Here is a 25,977-nt window from a genome sequence, read left to right as displayed (position 1 = left end):
GGGCTCAGTCCTGGATTCGTCTCCAGGGCTGAGCCTCTTCCAGTTCGAAGGCCAATTCGAGGAGCGTGCGCTCGTCGCCGAGATCGGCGGAGAAATGCGAGGCCAACGGCAAACCATTGCTGGTCTGATGCAGCGGTAGGGAAATGGCGGGACCACCGGAGATGTTGTTCAGTGGCGTGAACGACGTGTACGCGATCAACTTGTCGAAGAGTTCCTCGAAAGGCTGAGCGGGGGAGAGGTATCCGAGCTCGGGGGTGGTGTGACCAAGTACCGGCGAGAGCACGACGTCGTACTTCAAGAACATGGCGCTGTACTGCTGCTGAAGGCGTCGCAAGCGGTAGAGCACGCGCGGCGTCTTCGCGAGGTTCTTCCGGTACAGCGTGTAGAGGCCCTTGGTGAGATTGTCGGTGCCGGACTTGTCGAAGTCGGGTCCGAGCATCTGTTTGCCACCGGTGGAGATGGCAAAAGACAGGAAACCCCAGTAGATGCTGAAGTCGTTGATGAATTCCGGGCCGACGGGCAATGCGGCATCCTCGACGTGATGGCCAAGGCTTGCAAGGAGTTCCGCAGTCGCTTCGACGGACTTACGCGTCTCGTCGTCCGTCTTGGTGACGGTCACGGAATCGGTGATGACGCCGACGCGCAATCGGGTTGAGCTGGGTCCTTCGATCAGGCGAACCGGCGCGAGTCGTGGATTGCGGTAATAACTTTCAGCCGCTGACATCCATCTGGCGGTGTCGCGAACTGTACGGGTGACGGCGCCCTGTGCGATCAGCCGGATCGGCATCGACTTGTCGGCGGGGTCGGCAACGGTACGACCGCGAGTGGGTTTGAGTCCGACCAGTCCGCAGGCAGCGGCGGGAATGCGAATCGATCCACCGCCGTCGTTGGCGTGCGCGATCGGGAGTACGCCGGCAGCAACAAGCGCGGCTGCGCCACCCGAGGAAGCGCCCGACGAGTACGCCGGATTCCACGGGTTGTGGACGGGTTCTTCCGTCATGTATTCGGTGGACGCACTGAATCCGAACTCGGGTAGTCGAGTCTTGCCGATCGAAATGGCCCCGGTGGAGAGGAACTGCTTCCCGAAATCGCTGTCGGCTTTGGCGGGGATCGCGGTGAAGGCGGTACTGCCCTGCTGGGTGGGAAGGCCGGCGCTGTCGGTGTTGTCCTTGATCGCGGTGGGGACACCGGCAAAGACGCCCTTGGCGGGCCGGTTGCTCCTGGCGAGGGCACGATCGAAATCAGTGCAGGCCAGACCGTTCAATTGCCCCTGCACGGCCTCGGCGCGGGCGATCGACGCCTCCATGACTTCCCGTGCGGTCACCTCACCCGATTCGATCCGGGCGGCGACGCCGGTGGCGTCGAGGTCGCTCAGGGCGTCGTCGGTGAAAGCGTGGACGGGGGTGTTCGCGGTCATGGGGATCCTTGTCAGGCGGAGGCACTCAGGTCGTCCGTCCAGCATATTGGACGGACGACCCCTGAGTGGCGCTATCTGTGGATTGCGGTATCAGCTACCGAAGAACGTTACTGCCTGCTCGGCCGCCTGCGGCGCCTGCTGGAACACTCCCTGTGGGATGAACTGCTGCGGAAAGAACTGCTGGGGGCCCAACTGCTGGAAGTTCGTGACCATCGGGTGGATGACGTTGTTGAATACATCGTTGAACATGTTTTGTGTCCTTCGGTTACAGCGTTTTTCGAACTTCTGACTCCAACGACACTAAGCACGGTTGTGGTGAGTTTCAACGAAAATGACTGATACACAGTCAAGTTCAAGTTTGTTGCCAGCTGGGGGCCAGGAACCGGCCTTCCTTCACAGCTTGGACGCTGCGCCGTGCAGGTTCTTGGCTGTCGGGGATGTCTCGACGGTTTTGGGATCGGGGTACGTGCCCAGTACGCGATCGGCAGTTCCCGCGGTGGTGACGGTGAACCAGTAGTGCTCGTTCTTGAAGTGGTGGTTGCGGTGGTTGCGCCAAACCGACCGGTAGAGAGCAGTTTTCGGCTTGTAGTCACTGTGGATGAGGAAATGCGTCCATTCGTAACCGAGGCCGAGCACGGAAATGCAGGTCAGGAAGGTCAGACCGAGTTCGACGCGGGGAAACGCCAGGAGGGCGACGGCTGTCAGAACGGGGATCACGATCAGGAGCGTCTGCCACGGAATGAAGATGAGTGAGACGGTTCGCGGCGCAAAGTGGTGTTCCCGATGGCTGCGCGCCAGCCGTGAATCGAGTGTGACGCCGGCAAGGGTCCGCGGCTTCCAATGTAGAACGAAGACGTGAATGATCCACTCCACGAACGGGAATGCGGCGATCATCACGAGCGGAACAAGTGCGTCGGTGATCTGCCAGTCGCCCAATGCGATGCGCGCCGTTGCGGCGGCCAGCAGCATGGTGCCGATCATCCACGGCGTCGGTGACTTACGAAACGTCCGTGCGGCATCGGCCAGAGTAAGAGGCTTGCTCATGGTTTCAGTCCTTCCAGGAAGGTGAGAGCGTCGCCGATTGCCGTCGTGCCGGTGTGAAGGAGCTGTGCGGCTGACGCCTCGGCAGTTGGCTCGTCGTGTGAAGTGATGGCGGAGGCCAGTTTTCGATACAGGTCGGTCTGGCCGACTTCGGCGACCATGACGGATGCAAGTGCAGTCATAGCCGGCTCGTATGCAGCCCGAAGGCTGTTGAAGATCAAACGGAAGGCGATGGAATCTGCGCTGTCGACGACGACGTCCCAGAACGCCAGAGCGCGGTCTTGCAACTCCACTGGATCTTCGGTGGAGCCTAGTTGATCAACGGCCGTGTTGAGTTCTCGGGCGGATTCCGCGGAGATGCGACGAGCCGCCAGCACCGCGATCTGCGGTCCCATCAACTCGCGAGTTTCCAGGACGCTGCGCACCACCGTCAGGTCGGGGACGCCATCGCGAACCAGCAGTTGGGGGAGAAGTTCTGGTCCGGCCTGGCGTCGAAAATCGCGCACCGACGTGGATTCGCCCTGGCGGACCTCGACGAGTCCGGCTTGGGCGAGCTTCTGAATAGCCTCTCGGACTGCCGGCCTCGAGACACCGAATGCTTCGGCGAGTTTGCGCTCGCTGGGTAGTGTCTCGCCGGCAGCCAGCTCTCCGGCCAGCACTTTCACGGAAATCTGGTCGAAGACTGCGCCGGAGGCCGAGGTGCGTGCAACGGGTTGGAACATGTACCGACCTTAAGCGCTTGCTGGTGAGAGGTCAAGTGGTATTACCAGTTGAGTTCTGGCGTGAAAGAGATACCCCTTGGCCAACAAGCTTCACCGTAACGGCGCAGGTGAGAGTAATTTTAGGCGACCCTAATTCGGAATACCGTCAGGAAGCCCATGACATCACTTCTCTTGCCGACTCTCGACACAGACGCAGAGTTCGCACGCATTACGGCCGCGCTTACCCGTCGCGGCTTTCTCGGAGCGGGCGCCTTGGCCGGGATCGGTCTACTCACGGCCTGCGGAACCAGCACCAGTGAGTCTGCCGAAGGGTCGATGCGCACCATCAATACCGCTCTCGGGCAGGTGGAAGTGCCCGCCAACCCGCAACGGGTGGTCAGCGCCGATTACTACACGGGCCCCGCGATGTTCGACGCCGGATTCACACCCGTCGGACTGCCGGTGGACTACGAGAACGCCGACGGCGTCCCGGAACCCTATGCGTCTGCTCTGCGGTCTCTCCCGAAGGTGGGGCGCTGGTACGAGCCGAACGCCGAGGCGATAGCGGCTTTGTCTCCCGACTTGATCGTGATGACCAACCTGCTGTCGCAGAACAACCCGGATCTTTACGAGCAGATCCGGTCGATCGCACCGACCGCGGTTTTTGCCGAAGACGGGCAGTACGCATGGAAAGAGCGTGCCCTCGGGGTCGCGGACGCGCTCAACCAGAGCGCGAAGGTTCAGGAGTTGGCAGACCGGTACGAGGCGCGGATCGCCAAGTTCCGCAGCGACAACGCTGATGTGCTGAGCAAGGTGAAGGTCGTCTACACCACGTACTTCGAGGAGAGTGGCTTCTCACTGTATTCGCCCACGAAGTATCAGACGACGGTGATCAGCGAGGCCGGGTTCCAGTTCAACGACCGCTCGCTCGCAATTCCTGCCGGCAGCAACGAGTGGTTCCCGAAGGAGCAGTTGGAGCTACTCGACGAGGCCGACGTCATCATCACCAACAGTGGCAAGGGGCCTATCGACGAGAAGTTGGCTGGCGACACCATCTTCCAGCGTCTGCGCGCCGTCAAGAACGATCAGGTGTACTCGTTCGACTACGAGGGTGTCGCCTCATTCGGTTGGGCCTTGACGTTCCTCGAGCAGTTCCAACCGATCGCCGAGGAGATCAGAGCGAAGCTCTGACGGCGGCTTCGGGTGGGTGCGCTTCCAGATCATCCGGGCCAGCGCACCCACCACGGACACTGCGAGGACAACGCCGCCGCCGACGATGCCGGCCGACGAGTCCGGGAAAATGCCCTCGAGCAGCAGCCAGACGCCGAAGACGAAGAACAGCACCGCGGCACCGATCTTGATGAATCCCTCCGGAAGGTGCTTGCCCAGTACCGAGCCGACGATGATGGCCAGAGCGTCGGCCGCCACCATGCCGACGGTCGATCCGATCCAGATGCCGATCCAGTCGTTGTCGGTGGCAAGAGTGATGGTGGCGAGCATGGTCTTGTCGCCGAGTTCGGCCAGGAAGAACGCCGATGCGACGGCGATGAAGGCGGACCGCGTGACGCGACCGGCCTTGTTCTGCTCGTCGTCGGTGAGATCGTCACCGCGCAGCGTCCAGAGGCCGAAGATCAGGAACGCGATCCCGCCGACGATCGATATTGCCGCGGTCGGAAGTGCGACGCCGACGTAGTGGCCGACGGCGACGGAGACAAGGTGAACAAGGGTGGTGGCGACGGTGATTCCGCCGAGAACGACCCACCAGCGATAGCGCAAGGCAAACGTCATTGCCATCAGTTGCGACTTGTCGCCGAGTTCCGCGACGAAAATTACGCCGAAACTCAAAAGTATTGCGGCAAGCAAGATTTACTCCTCCGGTCGGTGTAGGTCGGAGGAAAAATGCGAGCCTCCGGCCTGGGCAGGCGCAGCGGGTGCGCTTGTCCGGCCGAAGGTCTCGCCCACCGAGGCCACAGGACCTTCGGTTCGCCAGGCCGGGTGCTTCGCGATCCGCACATGACGGAGCGCGTCGAACCAGTATGTCGACACAGGCGATTGGGGGCTACTCCCCTTCGTTGCTACCCACGTTAGCGCGGTCGAAACGAATTGGCAAAGCGCGCAGCAAGTTTGGGAGTCCGAACTTATCGCTTACCGGGGCCGTCACGAGGCGAGGAGCATGGCCAAAACAGCGGTGTCGGGATCGCTGATCGGATCGATGCCGACACGGCTGATCATGGAGACGACTGTGCCGTCCGGCTCTGCCTCGACCCAGGCCGCGCGATGCTCCAAACCCAGGTAGGGAAGACCGGGCAGTAGTACGCACCCCGACGCGCTGCCCTCGCATTCCGGCAGGCTGGACGTGGTTTCCGACGGCGGGTGCAGCATGATCAGGGCCGGTGGCTGGTGATCGGAGAAACGGCCGGGTGTCAGGGCAAAATCGCCCAGCACCGGACCTTCGGCAACCACCAGACCGACAGTGCCCGGCTGGGGGTCCTCGGGAACGTCCTCACGAACCCCGAAGACCGTCGTCGTCGGCAACATACCCGGCATCGAGGCCACTCGGACAGCCAAGGCGAGAAGCTGAGCCCACTCCTGGGTGGTGTCCGGCCAACGCCCGGAAATGACAAACCCCTGCAAAGATCCGGCGGCTTGGAACGGAGAAATGCCTATTGCTTCGTTTCTGTTCATTTCTGTTCCTCCCTCGGTGCTGGGGCAAATCTCGGGCAGACGCGCATGCGTCGGTCCGGCACACCTCGTTGGGTAATCGAAATATGCACCCATTCGGTACTGGCACACAAGACGGGGAGAGTGCCAGCCAGGTTTGCGCTGGTGAGGGCGGTGGTATGCGCAGGCATGACTCTGTCGAAGAACCGTTCTCGGCTGGAAGACCTGGCAACGCAGGCGTGGATCTTCGGGTATCCACTGTTGATTGCGGCGGTATCGCGTGACGTCATGACGGCGGTGCCGGCCCCGGTGGCGATGAAAGCCCCGCTCAACCAGTTTGCTTATGCGCGTACAACGCCCGACGCGACCTTCACCGATGTCGTCTCACCCAACGCGGACACTCTCTACTCGTCGGGGTGGCTGGACGTCTCGACGGAACCGCAGGTGCTCTCATTACCGGACTTCGGCACGCGGTACTGGCTGGTCCCCATCCTCGACGCGTGGAGCGACGTGTTCACGGTGCCGGGATCTCGGACGGTGGGACGCACCGGGGGGCCGTATCTGGTTTCCGGGCCGAATTGGAAAGGCAACGTGCCCAAGGGTTTGACGCTGCTGCGTTCTCCGACGGCGATGAACTGGATAGTCGCCCGCTATGCGACGTCGGGGGGAACGGACCTGGCTGAAGTGCACAGCCTGCAGGACCGGACGCGACTGACACCGCTGTCGGAGTGGATGGGTGACCCGCAGGACTTCACGCCCGGCGAAGTGCCGGTGAACGCTGCCGTCGACACCCGGACGCCGCCGGTGGACCAGGTGGCCGCCATGGACGGCGAGGCCTTCTTCACCACACTCGATGCACTTCTCGACGACAATCCTCCCCGCCCGGACGATACCGAGATGATGAAACAGCTGTCCGACATCGGAATCGGCTCCTCGCTGCCCTGGAAGTCGCGTCCGCAAGAGGTGCGTGATGCCCTCGACCGAGCAGCACGAACCGGAATGGACGTGCTGAGCGAGATCGCCAAAGAGGCCGAGGGTAGTCCGAAGAACGGCTGGACGATGCACCGCGGCTTGGGGCATTACGGAACTCATTACGCTCAGCGAGCTTTGATCGTCTGGCTCGGTTTCGGCGCGAACCTCGACGCTGATGCCGTGTACCCGCACGCCACCACGGACGTCGACGGGAAGCCTCTGACCGGCGAGAAGAAGTACGTACTTCATTTCGAGAAGGACGAACTGCCGCCGGTCGAGGGCTTCTGGTCGCTCACGATGATGAACGAGCGGCAGTTCTTCGTGGACAACCCGATCGACCGATACGCGATCGGTGATCGAAGCGATCTGGTGTTTGCCGACGACGGTTCCCTCGACATCTATCTCCAGCACGAATCCCCTGGTGGTGAGAAGGAGCGGAACTGGCTGCCGGCTCCGTCCGGTGACTTCAACGTCTTTCTGCGCCTGTACTGGCCGAAGGCGGCAGTGCTGTCGGGATCGTGGACTGCGCCGGGTATTCGGGAAGCAGGTATTCAGGAAGCAGGCTGAAGGTCCTCTCGCCTCGTACCCGAAGAGCACAACTCGGTATCAGCCGCGCGTTTCGATGGGCGGAAAGGTCTCGATAGCCATACGATCTGTCGGTATTGCCCTGTTTGAAGAGCTGTTGAATCGGTCAGAGACACCCGCTTGCTTCGGAGGCTACTGATGGTCACGCAGAATCCGTTCGTGCAGTACGGCAAAGAGATCTGGTGGATGATCCTGATCCGCGGAATCTTCGGTGTGATCTTCGGAATCATCGCACTGGTGTGGCCGGGAATCACCGTGGTGGCGTTGGTCTTCCTGTTCGGTATCTACTCCATTGCCGACGGCTTGATCACGATCGTTCGAGCCATCCGGGACCGCGAGCACCTGAGTTCTTGGGGATGGTGGGTGTTCACCGGCGTCGTTTCGGTGGGAGCCGGTGTGGTCGCTCTGGTCTGGCCAGGCATCACTGCGCTGGTGCTGCTGTACATCATTGCCTTCTACGCCATCATGTTCGGAATCTTCGGAATCGTCGGCGCCTTCAAGATGAAGGCGCTGCCCGGATCCAGTTGGGGATGGTTGCTCGCAGCCTCGGTACTCGCTGTCATCTTCGGCATCATTCTTCTCGTCGCGCCCGGCGAAGGCATCATCAGCCTCATCTGGTTGTTGGGTTGGTACGCAATCTTGTTCGGCCTCTTCATGATCGTGGGAGCATTCCAGATCAGGAGCCGGGCAAAGGAAGTCGGTGTTCTCTAAGAAGGGAAAGCCGGCCGTCGCGGCTCCCGCTCCGATCCCCACGCTGTCCGGTAGTGAGAACTGGTCGATCCCTCGCGGTTTGATCGTCCTTCTCGGTATCGCGGCCACCGTGGTTGCCGTCGGCGGAATGAAAGTGTTCGGCGGCATCCTCGGACCGGTCTTCCTCGCACTGGTGCTGACGATTGCCGTTCAACCCATTCAGGATTGGTCGCAGCGACGAGGGTGGCCCAAGTGGGTCGGAATGTTGGGCTCGCTTGTCACCGTCTATCTGATTCTGCTCGGGCTCGCTGCCTCGTTGATCGTGTCGACGGCACAGTTGGCGACGATCTTGCCCCAGTATTCCGAGGAGATGACCAACCTCCTCGACGAGGGCCGCGACAAGTTGGCCGACTTCGGAGTGAGCACCGAACAGATCCAAAGCACGCTCAGCAGTATCGATCTCACGAAGGTAGTGGGTGTACTCGAAAGCGGGCTGGAGGGTCTGCTCGGCATTCTGTCGGATCTGGTGTTCATCCTCGCGCTGTTGCTGTTCATGGCCTTCGACGGCATGAGTATCCGCTCGCGGTTGCGCGTGCTGGCCGAGCAGCGTCCCGAAATCTCCTACGCGCTCTCCACTTTTGCCGCAGGGACTCGCAAGTACCTGGTGGTCTCGACGGTATTCGGCCTCATCGTGGCGGTACTCGACGGTGGAGCGCTGTGGCTGATGGGCATTCAGCTACCCGTTCTGTGGGCGCTGCTGTCCTTCATCACCAACTACATCCCCAACATCGGGTTTGTCATCGGCGTCATCCCGCCGGCACTTCTCGGGCTCTTGCAGGGCGGCCCCTGGCTGATGCTCTGGGTGATCGTCGTCTACTCCGTCATCAACTTCGTGATCCAGTCCATCATCCAACCCAAGTTCGTCGGCGACGCCGTCGGACTGTCGGTGACGATGACGTTCCTCTCACTTGTCTTCTGGTCGTGGGTACTCGGGGCGCTCGGAGCGTTGCTGGCGATCCCGCTTTCGTTGTTGGTGAAGGCCGTCCTGCTCGACATCGACCCAGCCACACGCTGGGCCGACATCCTGATCAGCGGGCCTCGGGACATGCCGAAGGAGAAACCGGAGGAGCCTGAAAAGCCGAAAATACCCGCAGAATCCGAGCCGAACGGTGGACCTGACCAAACAAGTAAGTAGCTTCGGGGCTAATTCAGCCGATCGGCCGGGGCGTTGCGTTTGACGTCGACGAAGGCTTGATCGCTCGCCAGACCCCACTGTGGACCGACGAACACGGCGTCCGCTTCCGGGTTTCCGCCGACGAGGTGCTCGAACCATGCCATGGACAAACTGGCGGCTGGATTGTTCGGCAGATCGTCGTTGATGCTCAAGTGGGTGCCGTTCACCATGGGGGCGCTGTAGGCGGGCGCCTGGAACATGGTGGCGTAGGCCCAGTACGGCCACAGGAATGGCGCCGTGACCCAATCGCGGGTCCCTGTGATCGTCAGAGTGGGCACCGTGATGGCGGCTCCGATGGGGGCCTGGATTCCGGTAGCGACGCTCAGCGCGCCGACGATGCGCAGGCGCGGGTCGAGCAGTTGTTGAACCGGCGGGAGGTACGACGCCGCGTAGATGAGGGAACCTGCGCCTCCGGAATGGCCACCCAGGATCACGCGGGACAGATCGACCTTCCCGTGCAGAGGTGAACCGGGGCGGCCTTCCTCCTGGATCAGTGCTTGCGTCCCCCACAAGTGTTCAGTGGTGGTGGAATTGATAAAGTTGTACGGTATCGCCACGATGAATCCGCGGCTTGCCCACAGTCGCGCCGCGTCGTCGTACTGGCCGGCGTCGCCGTCGATGCCCGGTACCCATACCAACGCAGGCGCCGCTGCCATTTCTTGTAGATCCGTGGGGTAGTAGTACAGGACACCGATTGGTGAATCGGGACCGTGTGGGAATGCGTTGGTGCATCGCAACTGCTCCGGATCCTTCATTCCCGCCAGTGGCGAGAGCAGCTTTTGCAAACCTCCGTAGAGGTCGTTGCACTGTGTCAGTTGTTGCGAGACGGTCACATCGTGGGCTCCGGCGACGGCAAATTTCTGGTGTATCGCGCCTTGGACGGTCGCCGGGAACACCGCTCCGAGAACGGGTCCAGGCCCTGGTACAGGTTGCTGTCCCGGAACGTCATTCGGCTCGCCGGAGGCAATTCCGGCACCGGAAAGTGTCAGAGTCAAACCGAGCGCCACTCCCAAGATCAATTTACGCATCGAGCGTCTCCCCAATTGTGTCGGCATCGTTCTCTCTCAACTGCTTTCAACTGCTTTCAACTGCTCTTAACGTGGTCCGCGGGAGCTGGCTGCGACTGCGGCCGCGATCTGGGCGCTGGCATCTACGACCGTGTCGGACAGATCCACCGGTAGAGGCTTCCCGTTGCACCACAGGAGATTGCAGCCGGTGTCGGCGTAATCTCCGGTGCCGAGCAGGATGGCCAGCACGTTGGCCGGGTCCGACCAGAACAGGACGTCCGCCGGCTCTCGGAACAGTGGGCCGGTCGAATCGTTGTAGCGGTACGGATCATCGACCGGTGCCGGCGGCAGATCTCGCACACTGGCCGTGATCTTGCGGATCAGCTCCTGGTTGTCAGGGTTTCCGGTGCCAACGAGGTTGGCACCCAGGTTGTTCGGATCGATGCTGACAGGGATTCCTTGACGGACGATGACCATGTCGCGACTGGGCACCACCACAATGAGCTGTCCGAGCGCCCCGGAGAACGCATACGTGTCGCGGGGGGAACCCGGCAGAATCGGATGGTCGATGCGGCGAACCGAGCGACCGGAGAACGAAGGCCAGTGAGTATCACCGACATTGGTCCACAACAGGAATCCGTAGCCGCCGTTGGCGTCCGTCGGCTGGGCGGCGTCGCGGACATAGTCGGGGTCGACGATCTCGCGCCCGTTCCAACTTCCGTTCTGCAACATCAGTCGTCCGAGTCGAGCCAGGTCGTCCGCGCGCATCGCCAATCCGCCGCTGACCACGGTATTACCGCTGCGATCGCGCAACCACACCCAGCTGTCGCGGCTGATTCCCACCGGGCCGAACACCTCACGTTGCACAAAGTCCTGGAAATCCGATCGTGCGGTGATCTCGATGATCTTCGGCAGAAGGGCCAGCGTGTTCTGTGCGTACTGGAACTTCGTTCCTGCCGGGAAATCAATTGGTGTGCTGAGTGTTTGGAGGATCTGATCGGTGCCGATGCCTGCACCCTCGGCCGGCCAGCTGAAATGCAGGCCTGTCGTCTGGGTGAGGATCTGACGGACTGTGAGGGCACCGTGGGCGTCGTCGGCCTGCGGGAAGAACTTTCGGAGCGGGTCGTCGAGTGTGAAGAGCCCCATGGTGATTGCACGGCCGACCGCTACCGAGGCGACGCCCTTTGTGGTGCTGGCCAACGGTATCGGAAGGTTTCCCGTTCCGGTGCGGTCGCCGGCGAGGCAACCGTGCCGATAAACCTGGGTGGTGGCGGCGCCCTTCGTCTGCCCGAAGTCCAGCGCTTCCGCCAAGGCGGCCGCGTCAATTCCCAGGTCCTCCGGATCCTCGCGGGCGGCGAGTTGGCCAGGCGCAGGCTCCGCGCAGACGGCGGGCTGGTCCGCAGTGGGGGCGGCGCCGGCAGGCGCGGCGGCGAAGGTGGCCATCACCAGTGCGGCGCAGGTGGCAACAATTGCCGTACTCCGGTATCCCGCTACGCGTTTGAGGAGCATGTCGCCCGAGCCGACTGTTGATGCTTTCCCGATGAAGGTCACAGAACGCCCACTCTTCACTAGTCCTCCGTGTTAGACATTTTCGTGTTAGACATCCTCGTCTCACTTTCAAACTAGCTCACAGGTGTGACTCAGGCAACAGGCAGTCTGATGGGGACGAAGGGTTGCAGGCTTCCGCGACTCTCAGTGTTTCTACAAGTTGTTGCTTTATCGTCTCGCCCATGAGCGCCGAGAACACCACCGAGAACACCCACCGCCAGCCGTCACGCCTCGGTCGGCGGCTGGCGGTGAGTGGTGTAGCGGCGATAGTCGCCGCTGCGGTCGCGGGGATCGGCTTCGTGATTTTCGCGGGCGGTGGTGCTGACAATTCGCGCACCGTCGCGATCGTGAACGCAGACGCCGGAACCACTCTCGACGGCAAGGAACTTCGAGCGGGTGACACGCTGGTGGACACTCTGGGCAAGAATGAAGACTTCGACTTCCAGGTGGTCGACAACCCCGGCGGCAACTACTTCGCGACGTTGACGGTGCCGGAAGACTTCAGTGAATCGGTTGCGTCGATGTTCGGCACGGACCCCCGCCAGGCGAGTGTCGAGCTGGCGGTGAAGGGCTCGGATCCGGAGAGGTCGACCGAACTGACTCGGGCGGTCTCCGCGCAGGTCGGCGCCGACGGAATCAAGGGTCTGCTGGCTCAGACGTCAGCCGCCAGACGCTCGATCGATCAAAACCTCACCACCGCACAGATTCTGGTCGCCGGAACCAACGAGGCCGGAATGTCCATCGATCAGGTGAAGGCGGGCGCCGGCACACTGCTGCCGTATCTCGAGACCGCACGGTCCGGGGCGTTGGAGTTGATGAGCGTGGCGGAACAGGTATCCGGTGTTGTCGATCAGGCATCGGGATCGGCGGAAGAGTTGGCTACGCGCGCTGATTCGCTGGGCTTGACGCTGGGGGAGGCGTCGTCCTCGACCGCGGAATTGAAGACACGAATCGACACGTTGCAGACCGCGTTGAACGGCCTTCCGATCCCGCCTGACGTGACAGCGCAACTGGCCGGTGTGAGTTCGGATCTCGGTGCGCTGAATGCGCAATTGGGCACCGTTCCGGCGCTGTTGGGTGGTTCGGTCGGACCCGATACGGAGCTCGGTGATCTGGTCCGCACCGCCGTCGGGCAGCTGCAAGGGGCGAGCGATCAACTGAGCAGTGCTGCCGGACAATTGAACGACGGACTCATCCCCATAGCCGATCAGGCGCCGCAGATGCTCGGTGACGTGACCGACCAGATCACCCAGGGATTCACGACGCTGCAAGGGATCGCCAAGTCATTGGTCACGGGCCTCGACGGCGCAAAATCCGGCATTCCCGCGATGACCACTCCGCAGCAGGTTCAGCTGACCTCGGTGCTGTCGGATCCGGTGGCCGTCAATCAGACCACCGCGAGCAGTGGTGACTCCGGAACTCGCACACTGGCATTGGTCTTCGGAGCGACGACGGTCTTGCTCGGTGGTGCTCTGCTGACACGAACGGCGGCGCCCCTGGTGAGGCGCCGCCGTTCGCGAGAAGAGCGTGACTAGACGATCAGACCTGCGGTCTGGGTACGTGCACGGTCGAAGCGAGCCGAGACGTCGTTCCAGTTGACGATGTTCCAGAATGCCTTGACGTAGTCGCCCTTGACGTTCTGGTAGTCGAGGTAGAAGGCGTGCTCCCACATGTCGAGGAGCAGCAGCGGCGTGAGGCCGATGGAGATGTTGCCCTGCTGATCGTAGAGCTGGACGATGATCAGACGCTGTCCGATCGAGTCCCACGCGAGGATGGACCAGCCGGAGCCCTGGATGGCGTTGGCGTTCGCGGAGAAGTGAGCGCGGAAGAGATCGAACGAACCGAAGTTGTCGTCGATCGCTGCGGCGAGTTCGCCTTCGGGCTTGTCGCCACCGTCAGCGCTGAGGTTGTTCCAGAAAACGGTGTGGTTGGTGTGGCCACCGAGGTGGAACGCCAGGTTCTTCTCGAGCAGGTTGGCCTGCGCTGCGATGGTGTCGTTCTCACGAGCCTCGGCCAGCTTCTCGAGTGCAGCGTTGGCACCGGCAACGTAAGCCGCGTGGTGCTTGTCGTGATGCAGCTCCATGATCTTGCCCGAGATGTGCGGCTCGAGGGCTGCGTAGTCGTAGGGGAGTTCCGGCAGCGTGTAAACAGACACGAGGGTCCCTTCTTTGCGGGCTGGTGAGCCCTGGTGCTTTAGAGTGCGTCGATCACCGGTCACGGCGTGACGTCACTCGCGTATGTGCAAATCATTCTTCGGGTTTCCACCCAATAACATTCGTACACCGTCCGCAACAGTCCGGCTCAGGTAGTAATCACCAAAGAATAAAGTTTGGGCAACCGAACTTACCGTGATCTAAGGGTAAGCTAATATGCGCAAATTCGTCGTAAAGGTGAACGGAACCTTAAACTTGCGCGATGCCCGCACCAGTTTTCCTCCCGGAATCACCAGAGGCGGCCGCGCCTCGGGTGAATCTTCCGGGCGCTGACCTGCTGCGAGCCCTGGCGGTTGCCGCCGTGATCTACTCCCACATCTCTTTTTACGTCATCGACGATCTCGGCTCGGGTTGGTGGGTGATCGACGTCGTCTACGGCGTTTTGATCGAGCCGGCCGAACTCAACCAGCACCTCTCTTTTGTCGGCGTCGCAGTATTCATGATGCTTACCGGCGCATTGGTGACGCGGTCCGCGATTCGCGACGGCCCCGGAAAGTTCTTGACCAACCGATTCAGTCGACTGCTGCCCGCATTCTGGGTGGCAACCGCGATTGCCATTCTTCTGGTCCGCCTCGGAATCAACGGAATGTTCAGCGGTCAGGAAGGTATTTCCGATACCGAAGCGTTGATGAGCTTCTTTCTCGGCGGATTCTTTCTCAAGCCCGAGGTGGCAGTTCTCGGAGTGACCTGGACGCTCACCGTCCAATTCCTCTTCTATCTCGCGTGCGTCGCCGCTCGTCCGATACTGCGGCTGCGACCGATCGTCATGCCGCTCGCCGGTGGTGCGCTGTGCTCACTGGTTCTGCTCTACAACGTCTACGCGCCGCTGCCGTACACCGTGCCGATGCTGTCCAAGATCGCCGCGACGCTGCCGGCCGTCTTCCTCGGCCAGATCATGTACCTCGCGTGGGCGAAGCTCGCTCCCGGCCGCTGGCTGATCGCGGCCGTCCTCATGCAGATGCACGTCATCATCGTGGCGACCCAGTTCCGCGTGTACTGGGCCGGCGAGCACTACCTGTGGACCATCTCGGTGGTCGCCGCAGCGGTTGTCCTCATCGGCCGCTACGACGGCGTCCCGACGCGCTGGTCGGTCGTGAAGTGGCTCTCGACGCGCAGTTACGTCATCTATCTCGTGCACACCCTGATCCTGTACCGCGTCGTCGAGAACACCGTGATGTACGTGGGACCGACGCTGGCCTTCGCACTGTTCCTTCTGGTCACGGCTGCGGTAGCAGAAATCGGCTACCGCTGGGTGGAGCTGCCAGGTGCTCGCGCGGTCACGGCGTGGCGAAACAGCCGCTCGCGCGTAGCATCGAAGCATGAGCTGGTACGACGACATTCTGGGACGAGCGTCCGCAAAATCCACGCTGATCGCGCCTGAGGACGCCCTCCCCGGGCGAGAGCAGAAAATGCCGGTACCTACCGCGCACTACGTCAACGGACATCCGTTGACGCCGCCGTTTCCGGCCGAAATGCAGACCGTCGTCGTAGGTATGGGTTGTTTCTGGGGCGCCGAGAAGGAGTTCTGGCAGCTTCCCGGTGTGTACACGACCGCTGCGGGTTATGCGGGCGGCTTCACTCCCAATCCGACATACGAAGAGACGTGCTCCGGCCGCACGGGGCACACCGAAGTAGTGCTGGTGGTCTTCGACCCCGCAGTGATCTCCTACGAGCAGATCCTGGCGCACTTCTGGGAGAACCACGATCCGACGCAGGGGATGCGTCAGGGCAACGACCAGGGCTCGCAGTACCGTTCGGCGATCTTCACGACGTCCGCGGAGCAGGAAGAAATCGCTCACGCGTCGGCCGTCGCTTTCGGCGAAAGGCTTGCCGAAGCGGGATACGGGGCGATCACCACCGAAATCGGTCCGCTGCGCGACTTCTTCTACGCGGAGGATTACCACCAGCAGTATTTGGCGAAGAATCCCGGCGGTTACTGCCCGGTGCATGCCACGGGCGTCAGTTGCCCGGTGGGATTACTCCGTCAGGATCAGGTTCCGGCGCAGACGGATATCCTTCCGCCGAGCGAATAACTGGAACAGGTGTTGGAGGACACATGTGATTCAGCTCGTTAACACTTGCAACTAGATCGAAACAAAGGGAATCTCGAAGTAACAGTGTGTCGTCGAGAGAACTGAGTTCACAATGTCAGGTAGTACGCGAGGAACTGCGTCGCTGCTTCGACGCACCATTCACGTAGGCCACGATCCGATGGTTCGCCGCAGTGATCGGATCGAAGGGTTCATGTCCTTCGGTCTGATCATTTTCGCAATTCTGCTGCTGCCACTCGCAGTGTGGGCCGGTGCCGCGACGGCTTCGAGCCAGAACGCACTGATCGCCAAACAATCCTCGGAACTGCACAGCCTTTCGGCGACGACAACGGCGGATTCGAAGCAAACCACCGTCTCCAACGCCGATTACATTGCGCCGACGACGGAAATGGCCAGCGCACAGTGGAACTGGAACGGTGAGGTTCACACGAGCGACATCACTGTCGACTCAGCGACGCCTGCCGGTACCGAGGTCGACATCTACGTCAACGATCAAGGTGACAAGTCCGTAGCCCCGATCACTCAGAGCGCTGCCGACGTCGCAGCCGTGGTGACCGGGGTTTTCACCTGGTTCAGCGTGATGTCCTTGCTGGTCATCGCGTTCATGCTGGTGCGGGTGTTTCTCGACCGTTCGCGCTCGGCCCAGTGGGACCGGGACCTACGCGCATTCCTCGACGCGAACGCGCTGTAGATCCCGGCCGTATCTCACTGCAGTTGGGGCATGACCTCGCTTGCGACGAGTTCGAGATGATCCAGATCGGCGAGATCGAGAGTCTGCAGATACACGCGCTGTGAACCGGCCTCGGCGAAAGTGCCGATCTTGTCGACCAGCTCCGAAGGTGTTCCGGCCAGACCGTTCTCACGCAATTCGTCCACGTCTCGCCCGATGGCCTCGGCGCGCTTCTTGACCTCTGCCTCGTCGCGGCCACAGCAAAGGACGAGAGCGTTGGAGTACACCAATTCGTTCGGATCCCGCTCGATGTCGACGCAAGCCTGACGAACGCGCGCAAAGATGTCCTTCGTTTCTTCGAGGGACTTGAACGGGATGTTGAACTCGTTCGCGAACCGAGCGGCGAGCGCCGGAGTCTTCTTCTTGCCCGTGCCGCCGATCAGGATCGGCGGACCGTCGACCTGGTGCGGCTTGGGAAGCGCGGGAGAGTTCTTGATCTGCACGTGCTTACCGTCGTAGTCGAACGTGTCGCCGACCGGCGTACGCCACAGACCGGTCACCACGTCGAGAGTTTCCTCGAGCAGTTCGAAGCGATCCTTGAGCGCGGGGAACGGGATCCCGTACGCCTGGTGCTCTTCCTCGTACCAACCGGCACCGATGCCGAGGTCCACGCGGCCACCACTCATCTGATCGACCTGCGCGACCGAGATGGCCAGCGGGCCGACGTGACGGAACGTAGCCGACGTCACCAGAGTGCCGAGGCGGATGGTGGACGTTTCGCGGGCGATACCGGCGAGCGTGATCCACGCGTCGGTAGGTCCGGGAAGGCCGTCGGTATTCATGGCGAGATAGTGATCTGATCGGAAAAATGCGCCGTAGCCGAGTTTTTCGGCGGTCTGGGCAACAGTCAGTAGTTGTTCGTAGGTAGCGCCCTGCTGGGGTTCGGTGAATATACGCAGCTCCATGACTTCTACTCTGCCACTATTTTGCGGAGGTCGGGACGACGGCACCGACTTGTCCACCGCCGAAACACAGGGTCAGTCCCGGCGTTGTCGGCGTGATTTTCACACTGTTTCCGTGGCCGACCAGGCGTACGAACGCTGAGTGCAAACCTTGCGTCACGGGTACTGATACGGCGTCGCCGGACTCCAACGCAACATCGATCGTTCCGTCGGTGCTCGCGAGGTAGTTGAGCTGAACCGTCCATTCCCAGCCGGCAAGGGGGCCGTCGAGTGGGAGTTCGATCGGGCCTTCGGAGCGGGTGCCGCAGTTCGGCGCCGTTCCTTCGGGAATCCTTCTCGTCCAGGTCACTTCGGCATCGACAATCTTTCCGCTGTCGTCGATCGTGCGCAGAATCGGAGTGCTGGAAGAGAATTCGGGTCGATCAGACAACGGGGCGAGAACGTTGCTTGCCAAATTGTTCGGAAAGGCGACGGGAAGAAGTACCGCGATCGCGACGGGTTGCTCGAGCAGCGGAGCGTCCTGATTCTGGGACAACGACATTCGTGCGTTGGCGAGGTAGTCGCGAGTCGGGTTCTCGCGCCAGATGTCGACGAACGTGACAGTCGAGACGAGCGAACTGACAACGAAGAGCACTGACAGTCCGGCGGCGACTGCGACGGGCATGCGGGCCGGACGTCGCCGAGGTGAGGCGAGAATCAGGGCGGCGGCGAGGGCGAACACCGTCGCCGAATCCGTGTAGTAGCGCAAGGTCTGCGCCAATTCGTAGGTGGTGTCGGCGTCGGATCGGGTCGCAGTCATCGCCACGACGGAGGCCAGGAAGTACAGTGCCGCGGCGGCCCAGATCCAGGCGGCGCCGCGTCTGGCACGCACTGTCACCACGAGCGTCGTCAGTAATGCGACCCAGGCCGCGACCACCAATACCGTCGGCGGATCGGCCCACGCGGGGCTGGGGATCCACCGCTCCCAGTGCCAGGGACCGCCGAGAAGAGTGGGAAGCATCCCCAAGGACGTGCCGTGATGCAGCAGTTCGGTGGACATGGAACGGCCGTAGCCGGTGACCGGAGATTCGACGGTGGTCAGGTACACCGGTATCCAGATCGCGAGGACAGCGGCGCAGGCCGTCCACAGGAGTCGGCACTTCGTGATCGCACTCCGGATCGGCGTTCCTTCGCCTTGCGTGCGCAAGTACAGCACCAGAAAAGCGAGTGCCACGAACGGAACGAGCACTGCTTTCTCGAAGAACAGTAGGGAGACGACAAAAACTGCGGTGCCCGAGAACACGTAGCGCACATGCCCGGTGCGGTACAGCTTGATCGCATCCCCGCACGCCCAGGCAAGTGCGATCTGTAGCGGCAAGGCATTGAGTGCGGCCGCCCACCACGAGAATGCCGGAAGTGTCAGCGGGACGAACAGATACAGGATCAGCGGAATCAACAGCGCCGGTCGCCAGCCGAGGACCAACCGAAGAGTGCGCAGAAGCGCCAACGACGCGGCGGCCTGACCGATGACGAGAAGTGTCGCCGACAGCGCCCAGTTGTACGGTGCGATGCGTGCGATCAACCCGGTGAAGAAGAAGGCCGCGGGCATGAAGTGACCGTCGTGGTCGTAGAGCAGGAGTTCGCTCGAGAACAGCGGGAAGCGTGCGCCCCGGCCCATCAGGATGAGGTCGTCCCAGTAGAAGTAGTTGCTCGCGGCCACCCAGGCGCGAATGACGAGCTGACATCCGATCAACACGAACGCGAGCTGCGTGACCCGTTTCGGGGTGAACGTCAGAATTCGCTCGGGCTGTGGAGAAGTCATCGACGGAGAAGTCATCGACGGTCATGCTTCCAGGTGTGTCAAAAACCGGCCTTCCACGGAAAAAGGGGATAACGGTCTTTTCTGTCCTTTTGGGAGCAATTTCTGAATGGATTGTGAACTTTGCCGGGATAAATGACGCCGACGCCCAAAAGTTCACTGACCTGCGGTGTCAAATTCATCCTCGAGCCTGTGCATCGTTCGCTAACACCTGTCAGCGAATTCTCAGGGTCTTGCCCGTGACCTGTGGATAAAGCCCGATTCATTCATCCAGAACTGTGGATGAACCTGTGGAAACTGTGGATAACTCGAGTTTTTAAGTGGTGGAGGTCACATTATTCGAACAATGCAGGTGAAGGCGGTGGAGGTTCGATCACAAATCGGGAGTGAATCCATTTGCTGCCGTTACCGATACGGCGTGACAGAATCGAAGTTGTGAGTGTCGTTCAGGTCTGCGCCCGGTGCGCCGCACGCTGGCCTGTCGTCGGTGGCCCGACGCAGTGGTGCCCGCGCTGCAGCGGCGTTCTCCTCATCCCCACCCGCACCGAGATCTACCAACCGCCCAACCGCCGAGGCTTCCGCTGGATCGCGCGCTCACCGTCCGACCCACGAGGTGTGGGGGACGCACCAGTGCGTCGTAGCTTCTCCACCCCGCGATACGACGCGGTCCCGCAGTGGGGACTCCAGGACGTCGTCGACACCTCACCGGTACCGCCATCGCGTGCGGACCGGATGGCCGATCGAGTCGGGCCGTTGCTGACGCTCGCGACGATCCTCTACGGACTGGCGGTGTTCGCCGAACTGGGCAGATACGCGATCCTGGTCCGCAACCGCACCACGCTGATCCCGCAGACGTTGCTCACGGTCTCCGACGCTGCCGTCTACTTCACTCAGTTGGGTGGACTGCTGGTCTCCGCCCTCGCTGCCGTCGCCGCCGTGTGCTGGCTGCTTCGTCGGCGTCGTGAACACTTCGCACGCACCCGGGAATCCGATCCGCGTACCGCCTCGGAAGTGGTCGTCGGCTGCGCTGTGCCGATCCTCAACCTCGTGATGCCGGCCGTCTATCTCCTCGAGCTGGTTCGCCGCGATCCGCGCGGAACCCTGCTGGTCAAGATCTGGTGGGGCTTCTGGGGATTCAGCGCTCTGCTGCTGGTGGTCAACGCGTACTGGCGATCACGCCCAGGGATTCAGGCAATGGCCGACGGGGTTCTGCTGAACGCATTCATAGCGCTGATCGCTGCCGTCACCGCCGCGTTGACGCTCATCGTGATCCGACGGATCGAGCGCAAGAGTTGGCGTGGCGAGCCCGAATTGGAAACCCGGTGGGTACCGGTGCCACGCTCGGTGCTGGAGGAGCAGACGGTGTCGGAAGAGAAGACGGTGTTGGAACAGAAAGAGACCGCTGCCCTGTGAGCCCAGATCGCCGAGGTCCACTCGTCGTTGCGCACCGAGGTGCGTCGGCTGCGCGGCCGGAGCACACCCTCGCCGCCTACGAACTAGCTCTCGAGGAGGGTGCGGACGGGCTCGAATGCGACGTCCGGCTCACCCGCGACGGACACCTGGTCTGCGTTCACGACCGCAAGGTCGACCGCACCTCCAGTGGCACGGGGATCGTCAGCGAGATGACTCTCGATTCGCTGAACGCTCTGGACTACGGGTCGACGAGCGAACCGGCCGAACTGCTGACTCTCTCCGACCTCATCACCCTCGCTCTGGATTTTGCGCGCCCCGTGAAGCTGTTCATCGAGACCAAGCACCCCGTGCGCTTCGGCGGATTGGTCGAAGCCAAACTCCTGGCGGAACTGCACCGCTTCGGGATCGCGTCGCCGCCGTCGGCCGATCACTCGCGCGCAGTGGTCATGTCTTTCTCGGCGAGTGCGGTGTGGCGAGTGCGTCGTTCGGCACCGCTGCTGCCGACGGTCCTGCTCGGTGACGCGTCGCGGTACCTCGGCGGCGGTGCGTCGACGGCTGTGGGCGCTACGGCGATCGGGCCGTCGATCAAGGCGCTGCGCGAACATCCCGATCTGGTCGATCGGGCCGCCGCTGCGGGTCGCGCGACGTACTGCTGGACCGTCGACGACAAGGCGGATGTGGACCTGTGTCGTGAGCTCGGGGTCAGTTGGGTTGCCACCAACCATCCCGGGCGCACGAAGCAATGGCTGGGCAGCGTGTAGATTTTGCCCTCGTGGCCAAGAAGAGCAAAAGAAACAGTGGACCGAAGCAGGGCAGCGCACGCGCAGAGAAGCTGGCGGCACGCCAAGCAGAGCGTGAAGCCGCTGCCGGCGTAGTCAGCCGCCCGTTCGAGGGCCTTGCCGCCGAGTGCGATCTGGTCGCGCTGCGTGAATTCGTTCCGTCCGCCACGGCTCCGTTGCCGGTCATCGGCTCCGACCGTCCCGTCACGTTGGCGACGGTCCTCCCCGGCGCTGTTGCCGCACTCGTCCGCGACGAGGGCGAGACGGCCACCGGATTTGTCGGTGTCCAGGTTCAGGCGCACTCGGCCGACCTCGGCGCAGACCTCGCCGCTTCGGTGAACTGGATCAAGGACGCGGCCCCCGGCGACGCGCTTTCTGCCGCGAACCCCGATTCCGAGACCCCCGCGGTCACCGCTGTCGTCGATCCGTCGGCGCTGCTCGACATCACCGTGCACCAGAACTTCAACTGGTGGATTCCGGAAGGCGTCGAAACTGATCCCGAGGTTGCCGCCACCGTGCAGCACGCCAACTCGGCAATCATGCCCTCTGCACGCCTCGAAGGCGACGGCCTCGTTGCCGCGTGGTGGGTAGACGCCGGCGAGAAGGCGCACCTGCGTTGGGTTCGTCCCGAGAGCGAAGACGACCTGATGCTCGCGCTGGCGCGCGTGCACGCGACCGGTGGACTGCACCTGGGTGAGGGCTCGCGCTACGCAGGCTCGTTCCGCACCCACGGCCTGTTGGTTCCCGTCTTCGACCTCGACCGCGAAAAGCATGCAAACGAGTGGGTAGCGGCAACCGTCGAGCTCGGTGAGCGTCTTGCCGAGGCTCTGGCCGTCGATGCTCCGCTCACCTCGGCCGAGCTTCGCTCGCGCGACGGACTTCGTGGTCGTCAGGTCACGCTGCGCTGATTTTTTCGCCGGAGCTATAGGCGTTACGCAAAGTTACGGTTAATGTTGGCGACATGACCTTGTCGCATGACATCTCCGGTAGTGGTCCCACGCTTGTGCTCGTCCATGGAATCGTCCATCGACGGCAGGCGTGGGATTCGCTTTTGGACCAGCTGACGCCGTACCGCCGCGTCGTCACCGTCGACCTGCCGGGTCACGGAGAGTCACTGCTGCCCGAACTCGGTCCTGACGTCATGGGACAGCTGATCGACGATGTCAGTGAGTTCGTCAAGGAAGTAACTCCGGCAGGGGAGCGCGCCCACGTCGCCGGAAACTCGCTCGGCGGCTGGATTGCACTCTCGCTGGCGGCGCGCGGAGACGTCGCGTCGGCAACAGCTCTTTCGCCGGCCGGGTTCTTTGTCAATCACCTCGATCAGGTGCGAGCGATCAACACGTTCCGTGCACTGCGCGGCACGGCCAAGCTCATGGGCGACGGATTGCCACGCGCATTGCGGTACAAGCTGATTCGCTATCCGGCGCTCGCCGCGTTCTTCGCTCATCCGAGTCATGTCGGGTATGCGGCGGCATTGGCCGACTGCCGTTCGCTCGTGTCCAACGAACTCGTCGACCTCGGTCTCGAGATGGACTTCGTGCTGCCGCCCATCGTGGATCCCACTGTGCCGGTGACGGTTGCGTGGGGCCGACGCGATCTCATCCTGCCCGTGTATCAGGCGCAGCGCGTGAAAAAGCCGTTCCCGCAGGCAAAGTTGATGGTTCTGCCCGGTCTGGGGCACGTACCGATGACAGATGCCCCCGAGCTGATCAGTTCGATCCTGCTGGCAGGAAGCGAACCGTTCGGCTCGAGGGCAAAATCTGTGAGTGCTGCAGGCTAGATGGTTCCGCCTGCTGCGTTCGGCGCACCGGTGGTGTCACCGACGGTGCTCATCTCACGGGAAACGAAGTCTTCGAGGTCGAACAGGTTGGCGCCTGCGCGATCCGCGATGGTGAGAAGTGTTGTCATGCTTGCCACTTCCTCGACCTGCTCCTTGAGGAACCACTGCATGAACTGCTCACCGAGGTAGTCGCCTTCTTCGCGGGCAGTGCTCGCGAGCTGGACGATCTGCTCGGTGACCGTCTTCTCCTGCGTCAGCGCGAGAGCGATGGGCTCGCGGGCATCCTTGAAGTCGGCCTTCGCAGCGTCGACGCCGGTGAGTTCGACGTTGATGTCGCGATCGAGGAAATACTGAACGATCATCATGGCGTGGTTACGCTCTTCCACAGCCTGCTTGTAGAAGTGCTTTGCCAGCTGTGGCAGATCCGCATTGTCGAAGTAAACCGCTGTCGCGATGTACTGATGCGAAGCGTTGAACTCGTTGCGAATCTGGTCTCGGAGTAGTGCGTGGAATTTGGTCATGTGAGTCTCCCCAGAAGTCATGAATTCCAAGATAGTGCAGGTCAGAGGCCCTGTCATCCCAGTCTGACCTTATTGTGGTAAGCGTTCCCAAACTAAAGAAGACCTAATTTTTCTTCGAATTCGGTGAGGTTATCGAGCCCGGTGAAATCGAATGTTTCATTTAGGAATGTCCATTTCACCAGGCGAGTTCCGCGCATTTACCGTCACTTCCCTGTAGTTCCACCTGTACGGTGGCGTGCTCCAGTTCGAAGGCCTCGGCAAGCAAGGTTTGGGTGGCCGCGAGCACCGTTGTGGGATCGGCGTCACTGACCGCGGTGACGTGAACGGAAGCAACCTCCATCCCCGAGGTGAGCGTCCAGACGTGTAGATCATGCGCGTCGACGCCGCCCGGGAGGGTGTTGATCTGCTCGATGATCGACGTCACGTCGATGCGATCGGGGGCCTGCTGGAGCAGGATGCGGACGGCATGGCGGCCCAGGTTGAAGGCGCGCGGCAAGACGAAAAGGCCGATGGCTACGCCGATGACGGGGTCGGCGTAACGCCAACCGAACGCGAGCGTGACCAAGCCGCTGACGAGGACGCCGATGGACCCGACCATGTCCGCCATGACTTCGAGGTAGGCGCCGCGGATGTTGATACTCTCCTTCGCGCCGCTGCGCAGCATCAGGAAGGCGATGACGTTCATCGCCAATCCGACGACGGCGACTATCGCGACGGGGAGGCCGGGAACCTCGGGCGGATCCGAGAATCGGCTGGCAGCCTCGTAGAGCACCCATCCGGCGACTGCGAAGAGCAGGATCGCATTGGCCAGTGCCGCAAACACTTCCGTGCGATACATGCCGAAAGTACGGTCGGGGCGCCGGGCGGCACGCTGTGCGACGAGGATCGCGGCGAGCGCCATGAAGATGCCGAAGATGTCGGTGAACACGTGCGCCGAGTCCGAGAGCAGTGCCAGCGACGAGGTGAAGAGTCCGACCGTCACCTGCAGCACGAACGTCACCAACCCGAGGCCGGCGGCGATCCACAGTTTGTTGACATGCTTGCCGCTGTTGCTGGTCGCAGCCTCGGCGGGGGAGATTCCGTGCCCGTGTCCGTGTGACATCGAAGATCCTTTCGTCGACGTCAGCCTAGACACATATGCATATATGCGCAATAGTGCATGTCTTAAAAACTATGCAACATAGTTGTAGGGTGGCGGCGTAGACCTTCATTCGTCACCGACGCGAGGACCGAGAAGTGGGACGACATCGAAAAGCCGAGCCGATCAGACCCGGCGGGCGCATAGCCGCGGTTTCCGTGGCGACGGGCGCAATCCTGGCGTCCGGCACTTCCATCGGGCACGCATCGCCGCCGCCGGTTGCAGTCGAGGATGTGGCGGCGGTGTCGGTGCCGGAGATCCTCGACCTTGTTCGTACGACGGATCTTGCCGGAATAGCCGAACAACTCGGCAAGACGCGACAACTAGAATCCGAGCGTGCGGCGCTGGCGTACGAGGCAGAGAAGCCACAGGTGATGGCCCCCGTCAGCGGGACGATGACGTCCAACTTCGGTCCACGGTGGGGAACCACCCACTACGGTCTCGACATCGCGAACGCGATCGGAACGCCCATCGTGTCCGCGACCGACGGAGTTGTGCTCGAATCCGGCCCCGCCGCGGGGTTCGGGCTCTGGGTCCGCATCCAGCAGGATGACGGGACAGTCGGCGTCTACGGACACATCAACGAGGCGCTCGTGGTTGCCGGTCAGAAGGTGCGGGCGGGTGAGCTGATCGCGACCGTCGGCAATCGTGGACAATCGACGGGACCACACCTGCACTACGAGGTGTGGCAATCTGACGGACAGAAGACCGATCCGCTCGCATATCTGAATTCTCGGGGCGTGTCGTTCGGGGAGAAGACCACGGGCGACTGAAGTTCTGTCACGACGCGATGGAG

26 protein-coding genes are annotated in these 25,977 nt (G+C 62.1%); 13 read left to right on the top strand and 13 right to left on the bottom strand.

Annotated features, from left to right (window positions below; all coding sequences use genetic code 11):
* Positions 1–4: 4 nt before the first annotated feature.
* The 4 genes from ACWF6P_RS01560 to ACWF6P_RS01545 form a co-directional block, all read right to left on the bottom strand.
* Positions 5–1,417, bottom strand: a complete 1,413-nt coding sequence (locus tag ACWF6P_RS01560; protein ID WP_452619717.1) for an amidase — start codon at positions 1,415–1,417, stop codon at positions 5–7.
* A gap of 90 nt (positions 1,418–1,507) precedes the next feature.
* Entirely contained in the window at positions 1,508–1,666 is a 159-nt protein-coding gene (locus ACWF6P_RS01555; protein ID WP_452619716.1) for a hypothetical protein, read from the bottom strand.
* A gap of 144 nt (positions 1,667–1,810) precedes the next feature.
* Positions 1,811–2,461, bottom strand: coding sequence for a sterol desaturase family protein (locus ACWF6P_RS01550; protein ID WP_452619715.1), 651 nt, complete (start codon positions 2,459–2,461; stop codon positions 1,811–1,813).
* The gene (locus ACWF6P_RS01545; protein WP_452619714.1) at positions 2,458–3,180 is read right to left on the bottom strand and encodes a FadR/GntR family transcriptional regulator; all 723 of its coding nucleotides are present in this window, start codon (positions 3,178–3,180) and stop codon (positions 2,458–2,460) included. Before ACWF6P_RS01545 ends, ACWF6P_RS01550 begins: the two co-directional genes overlap by 4 nt.
* 156 nt (positions 3,181–3,336) lie before the next feature.
* Between ACWF6P_RS01545 and ACWF6P_RS01540 the strand changes: the two genes are divergently transcribed.
* Positions 3,337–4,350 (top strand): ABC transporter substrate-binding protein, encoded by a 1,014-nt coding sequence (locus ACWF6P_RS01540; protein WP_452619713.1) that lies wholly within the window; start codon positions 3,337–3,339, stop codon positions 4,348–4,350.
* On the opposite strand, the gene ACWF6P_RS01535 is transcribed toward ACWF6P_RS01540, so the two are convergent.
* Both ACWF6P_RS01535 and ACWF6P_RS01530 read right to left on the bottom strand, forming a co-directional pair.
* Positions 4,279–5,022, bottom strand: coding sequence for a TMEM165/GDT1 family protein (locus ACWF6P_RS01535; RefSeq protein ID WP_452619712.1), 744 nt, complete (start codon positions 5,020–5,022; stop codon positions 4,279–4,281). The two genes, ACWF6P_RS01540 and ACWF6P_RS01535, sit on opposite strands and share 72 nt — an antisense overlap.
* 294 nt (positions 5,023–5,316) lie before the next feature.
* A complete protein-coding gene (locus ACWF6P_RS01530) occupies positions 5,317–5,844 on the bottom strand; it encodes a peptidase (RefSeq protein WP_452619711.1) in 528 nt (175 codons plus the stop codon).
* A gap of 165 nt (positions 5,845–6,009) precedes the next feature.
* Between ACWF6P_RS01530 and ACWF6P_RS01525 the strand changes: the two genes are divergently transcribed.
* From ACWF6P_RS01525 to ACWF6P_RS01515, 3 genes are all read left to right on the top strand, one after another.
* Entirely contained in the window at positions 6,010–7,359 is a 1,350-nt protein-coding gene (locus ACWF6P_RS01525) for a DUF1254 domain-containing protein (protein WP_452619710.1), read from the top strand.
* Positions 7,360–7,515: 156 nt separating this feature from the next.
* Positions 7,516–8,088, top strand: a complete 573-nt coding sequence (locus ACWF6P_RS01520; RefSeq protein WP_452619709.1) for an HdeD family acid-resistance protein — start codon at positions 7,516–7,518, stop codon at positions 8,086–8,088.
* On the top strand, positions 8,078–9,262 hold the full coding sequence (locus ACWF6P_RS01515) for an AI-2E family transporter (RefSeq protein WP_452619708.1): 1,185 nt from the start codon (positions 8,078–8,080) through the stop codon (positions 9,260–9,262). The genes ACWF6P_RS01520 and ACWF6P_RS01515 overlap by 11 nt, the downstream gene beginning before the upstream one ends.
* A gap of 8 nt (positions 9,263–9,270) precedes the next feature.
* Here the strand turns inward: ACWF6P_RS01515 and ACWF6P_RS01510 are convergent, their stop codons facing one another.
* Together ACWF6P_RS01510 and ACWF6P_RS01505 are read right to left on the bottom strand one after the other, a co-directional pair.
* Entirely contained in the window at positions 9,271–10,329 is a 1,059-nt protein-coding gene (locus tag ACWF6P_RS01510) for a poly(ethylene terephthalate) hydrolase family protein (protein WP_452619707.1), read from the bottom strand.
* Positions 10,330–10,395: 66 nt separating this feature from the next.
* Positions 10,396–11,859 carry a serine hydrolase domain-containing protein gene (locus tag ACWF6P_RS01505; RefSeq protein WP_452619706.1) on the bottom strand — a complete coding sequence of 488 codons (1,464 nt, stop codon included), beginning with the start codon at positions 11,857–11,859 and terminating at the stop codon, positions 10,396–10,398.
* A gap of 179 nt (positions 11,860–12,038) precedes the next feature.
* Here ACWF6P_RS01505 and ACWF6P_RS01500 point away from each other — a divergent pair, with 179 nt between their 5' ends.
* Positions 12,039–13,391, top strand: a complete 1,353-nt coding sequence (locus ACWF6P_RS01500) for a hypothetical protein (protein WP_452619705.1) — start codon at positions 12,039–12,041, stop codon at positions 13,389–13,391.
* Here ACWF6P_RS01500 and ACWF6P_RS01495 read toward each other — a convergent pair.
* Positions 13,388–14,011 carry a superoxide dismutase gene (locus ACWF6P_RS01495; protein ID WP_003944189.1) on the bottom strand — a complete coding sequence of 208 codons (624 nt, stop codon included), beginning with the start codon at positions 14,009–14,011 and terminating at the stop codon, positions 13,388–13,390. The two genes, ACWF6P_RS01500 and ACWF6P_RS01495, sit on opposite strands and share 4 nt — an antisense overlap.
* Positions 14,012–14,271: 260 nt before the next feature.
* Here ACWF6P_RS01495 and ACWF6P_RS01490 point away from each other — a divergent pair, with 260 nt between their 5' ends.
* The 3 genes from ACWF6P_RS01490 to ACWF6P_RS01480 all read left to right on the top strand — a co-directional run bounded on the left by ACWF6P_RS01490 (position 14,272) and on the right by ACWF6P_RS01480 (position 16,811).
* Positions 14,272–15,450: an acyltransferase family protein gene (locus ACWF6P_RS01490; RefSeq protein ID WP_378445506.1), complete on the top strand. Its 1,179-nt coding sequence runs from the start codon at positions 14,272–14,274 to the stop codon at positions 15,448–15,450.
* Complete coding sequence (msrA, locus tag ACWF6P_RS01485) at positions 15,389–16,102, top strand: peptide-methionine (S)-S-oxide reductase MsrA (RefSeq protein ID WP_452619704.1); 714 nt, start codon at positions 15,389–15,391, stop codon at positions 16,100–16,102. Before ACWF6P_RS01490 ends, msrA begins: the two co-directional genes overlap by 62 nt.
* 112 nt (positions 16,103–16,214) lie before the next feature.
* Positions 16,215–16,811, top strand: a complete 597-nt coding sequence (locus tag ACWF6P_RS01480; protein ID WP_452619703.1) for an Rv1733c family protein — start codon at positions 16,215–16,217, stop codon at positions 16,809–16,811.
* Positions 16,812–16,825: 14 nt separating this feature from the next.
* Here ACWF6P_RS01480 and ACWF6P_RS01475 read toward each other — a convergent pair whose 3' ends face one another.
* The gene (locus ACWF6P_RS01475; protein WP_452619702.1) at positions 16,826–17,755 is read right to left on the bottom strand and encodes an LLM class F420-dependent oxidoreductase; all 930 of its coding nucleotides are present in this window, start codon (positions 17,753–17,755) and stop codon (positions 16,826–16,828) included.
* A 16-nt stretch (positions 17,756–17,771) separates the two neighbouring features.
* Positions 17,772–19,553, bottom strand: coding sequence for a hypothetical protein (locus ACWF6P_RS01470; protein WP_452619701.1), 1,782 nt, complete (start codon positions 19,551–19,553; stop codon positions 17,772–17,774).
* A 432-nt stretch (positions 19,554–19,985) separates the two neighbouring features.
* Here ACWF6P_RS01470 and ACWF6P_RS01465 point away from each other — a divergent pair, with 432 nt between their 5' ends.
* Genes ACWF6P_RS01465 through ACWF6P_RS01450 form a run of 4 tightly spaced genes read left to right on the top strand, consistent with a single transcriptional unit; the run spans position 19,986 to position 23,522 of the window.
* The gene (locus ACWF6P_RS01465) at positions 19,986–20,963 is read left to right on the top strand and encodes a DUF4328 domain-containing protein (RefSeq protein ID WP_378633537.1); all 978 of its coding nucleotides are present in this window, start codon (positions 19,986–19,988) and stop codon (positions 20,961–20,963) included.
* Positions 20,960–21,724 carry a glycerophosphodiester phosphodiesterase gene (locus ACWF6P_RS01460; RefSeq protein WP_003944175.1) on the top strand — a complete coding sequence of 255 codons (765 nt, stop codon included), beginning with the start codon at positions 20,960–20,962 and terminating at the stop codon, positions 21,722–21,724. Before ACWF6P_RS01465 ends, ACWF6P_RS01460 begins: the two co-directional genes overlap by 4 nt.
* An 11-nt stretch (positions 21,725–21,735) precedes the next feature.
* Positions 21,736–22,650 (top strand): DUF5926 family protein, encoded by a 915-nt coding sequence (locus ACWF6P_RS01455; protein ID WP_003944127.1) that lies wholly within the window; start codon positions 21,736–21,738, stop codon positions 22,648–22,650.
* A 53-nt stretch (positions 22,651–22,703) separates the two neighbouring features.
* Complete coding sequence (locus ACWF6P_RS01450) at positions 22,704–23,522, top strand: alpha/beta fold hydrolase (RefSeq protein ID WP_003944129.1); 819 nt, start codon at positions 22,704–22,706, stop codon at positions 23,520–23,522.
* Here ACWF6P_RS01450 and ACWF6P_RS01445 read toward each other — a convergent pair.
* Positions 23,519–24,064, bottom strand: a complete 546-nt coding sequence (locus ACWF6P_RS01445) for a ferritin (protein ID WP_024487904.1) — start codon at positions 24,062–24,064, stop codon at positions 23,519–23,521. The genes ACWF6P_RS01450 and ACWF6P_RS01445 overlap by 4 nt on opposite strands.
* A 154-nt stretch (positions 24,065–24,218) precedes the next feature.
* On the bottom strand, positions 24,219–25,145 hold the full coding sequence (locus ACWF6P_RS01440) for a cation diffusion facilitator family transporter (RefSeq protein ID WP_452619700.1): 927 nt from the start codon (positions 25,143–25,145) through the stop codon (positions 24,219–24,221).
* 179 nt (positions 25,146–25,324) lie between these two features.
* Here ACWF6P_RS01440 and ACWF6P_RS01435 point away from each other — a divergent pair, with 179 nt between their 5' ends.
* A complete protein-coding gene (locus ACWF6P_RS01435) occupies positions 25,325–25,954 on the top strand; it encodes a M23 family metallopeptidase (protein ID WP_452620428.1) in 630 nt (209 codons plus the stop codon).
* Positions 25,955–25,977 lie beyond the last annotated feature (23 nt).

It is taken from the genome of Rhodococcus sp. NPDC055024, from assembly GCF_053608585.1.
Note: the sequence above shows the minus strand (reverse complement) of the source record. Positions and strands in the feature narration are given on the sequence as shown.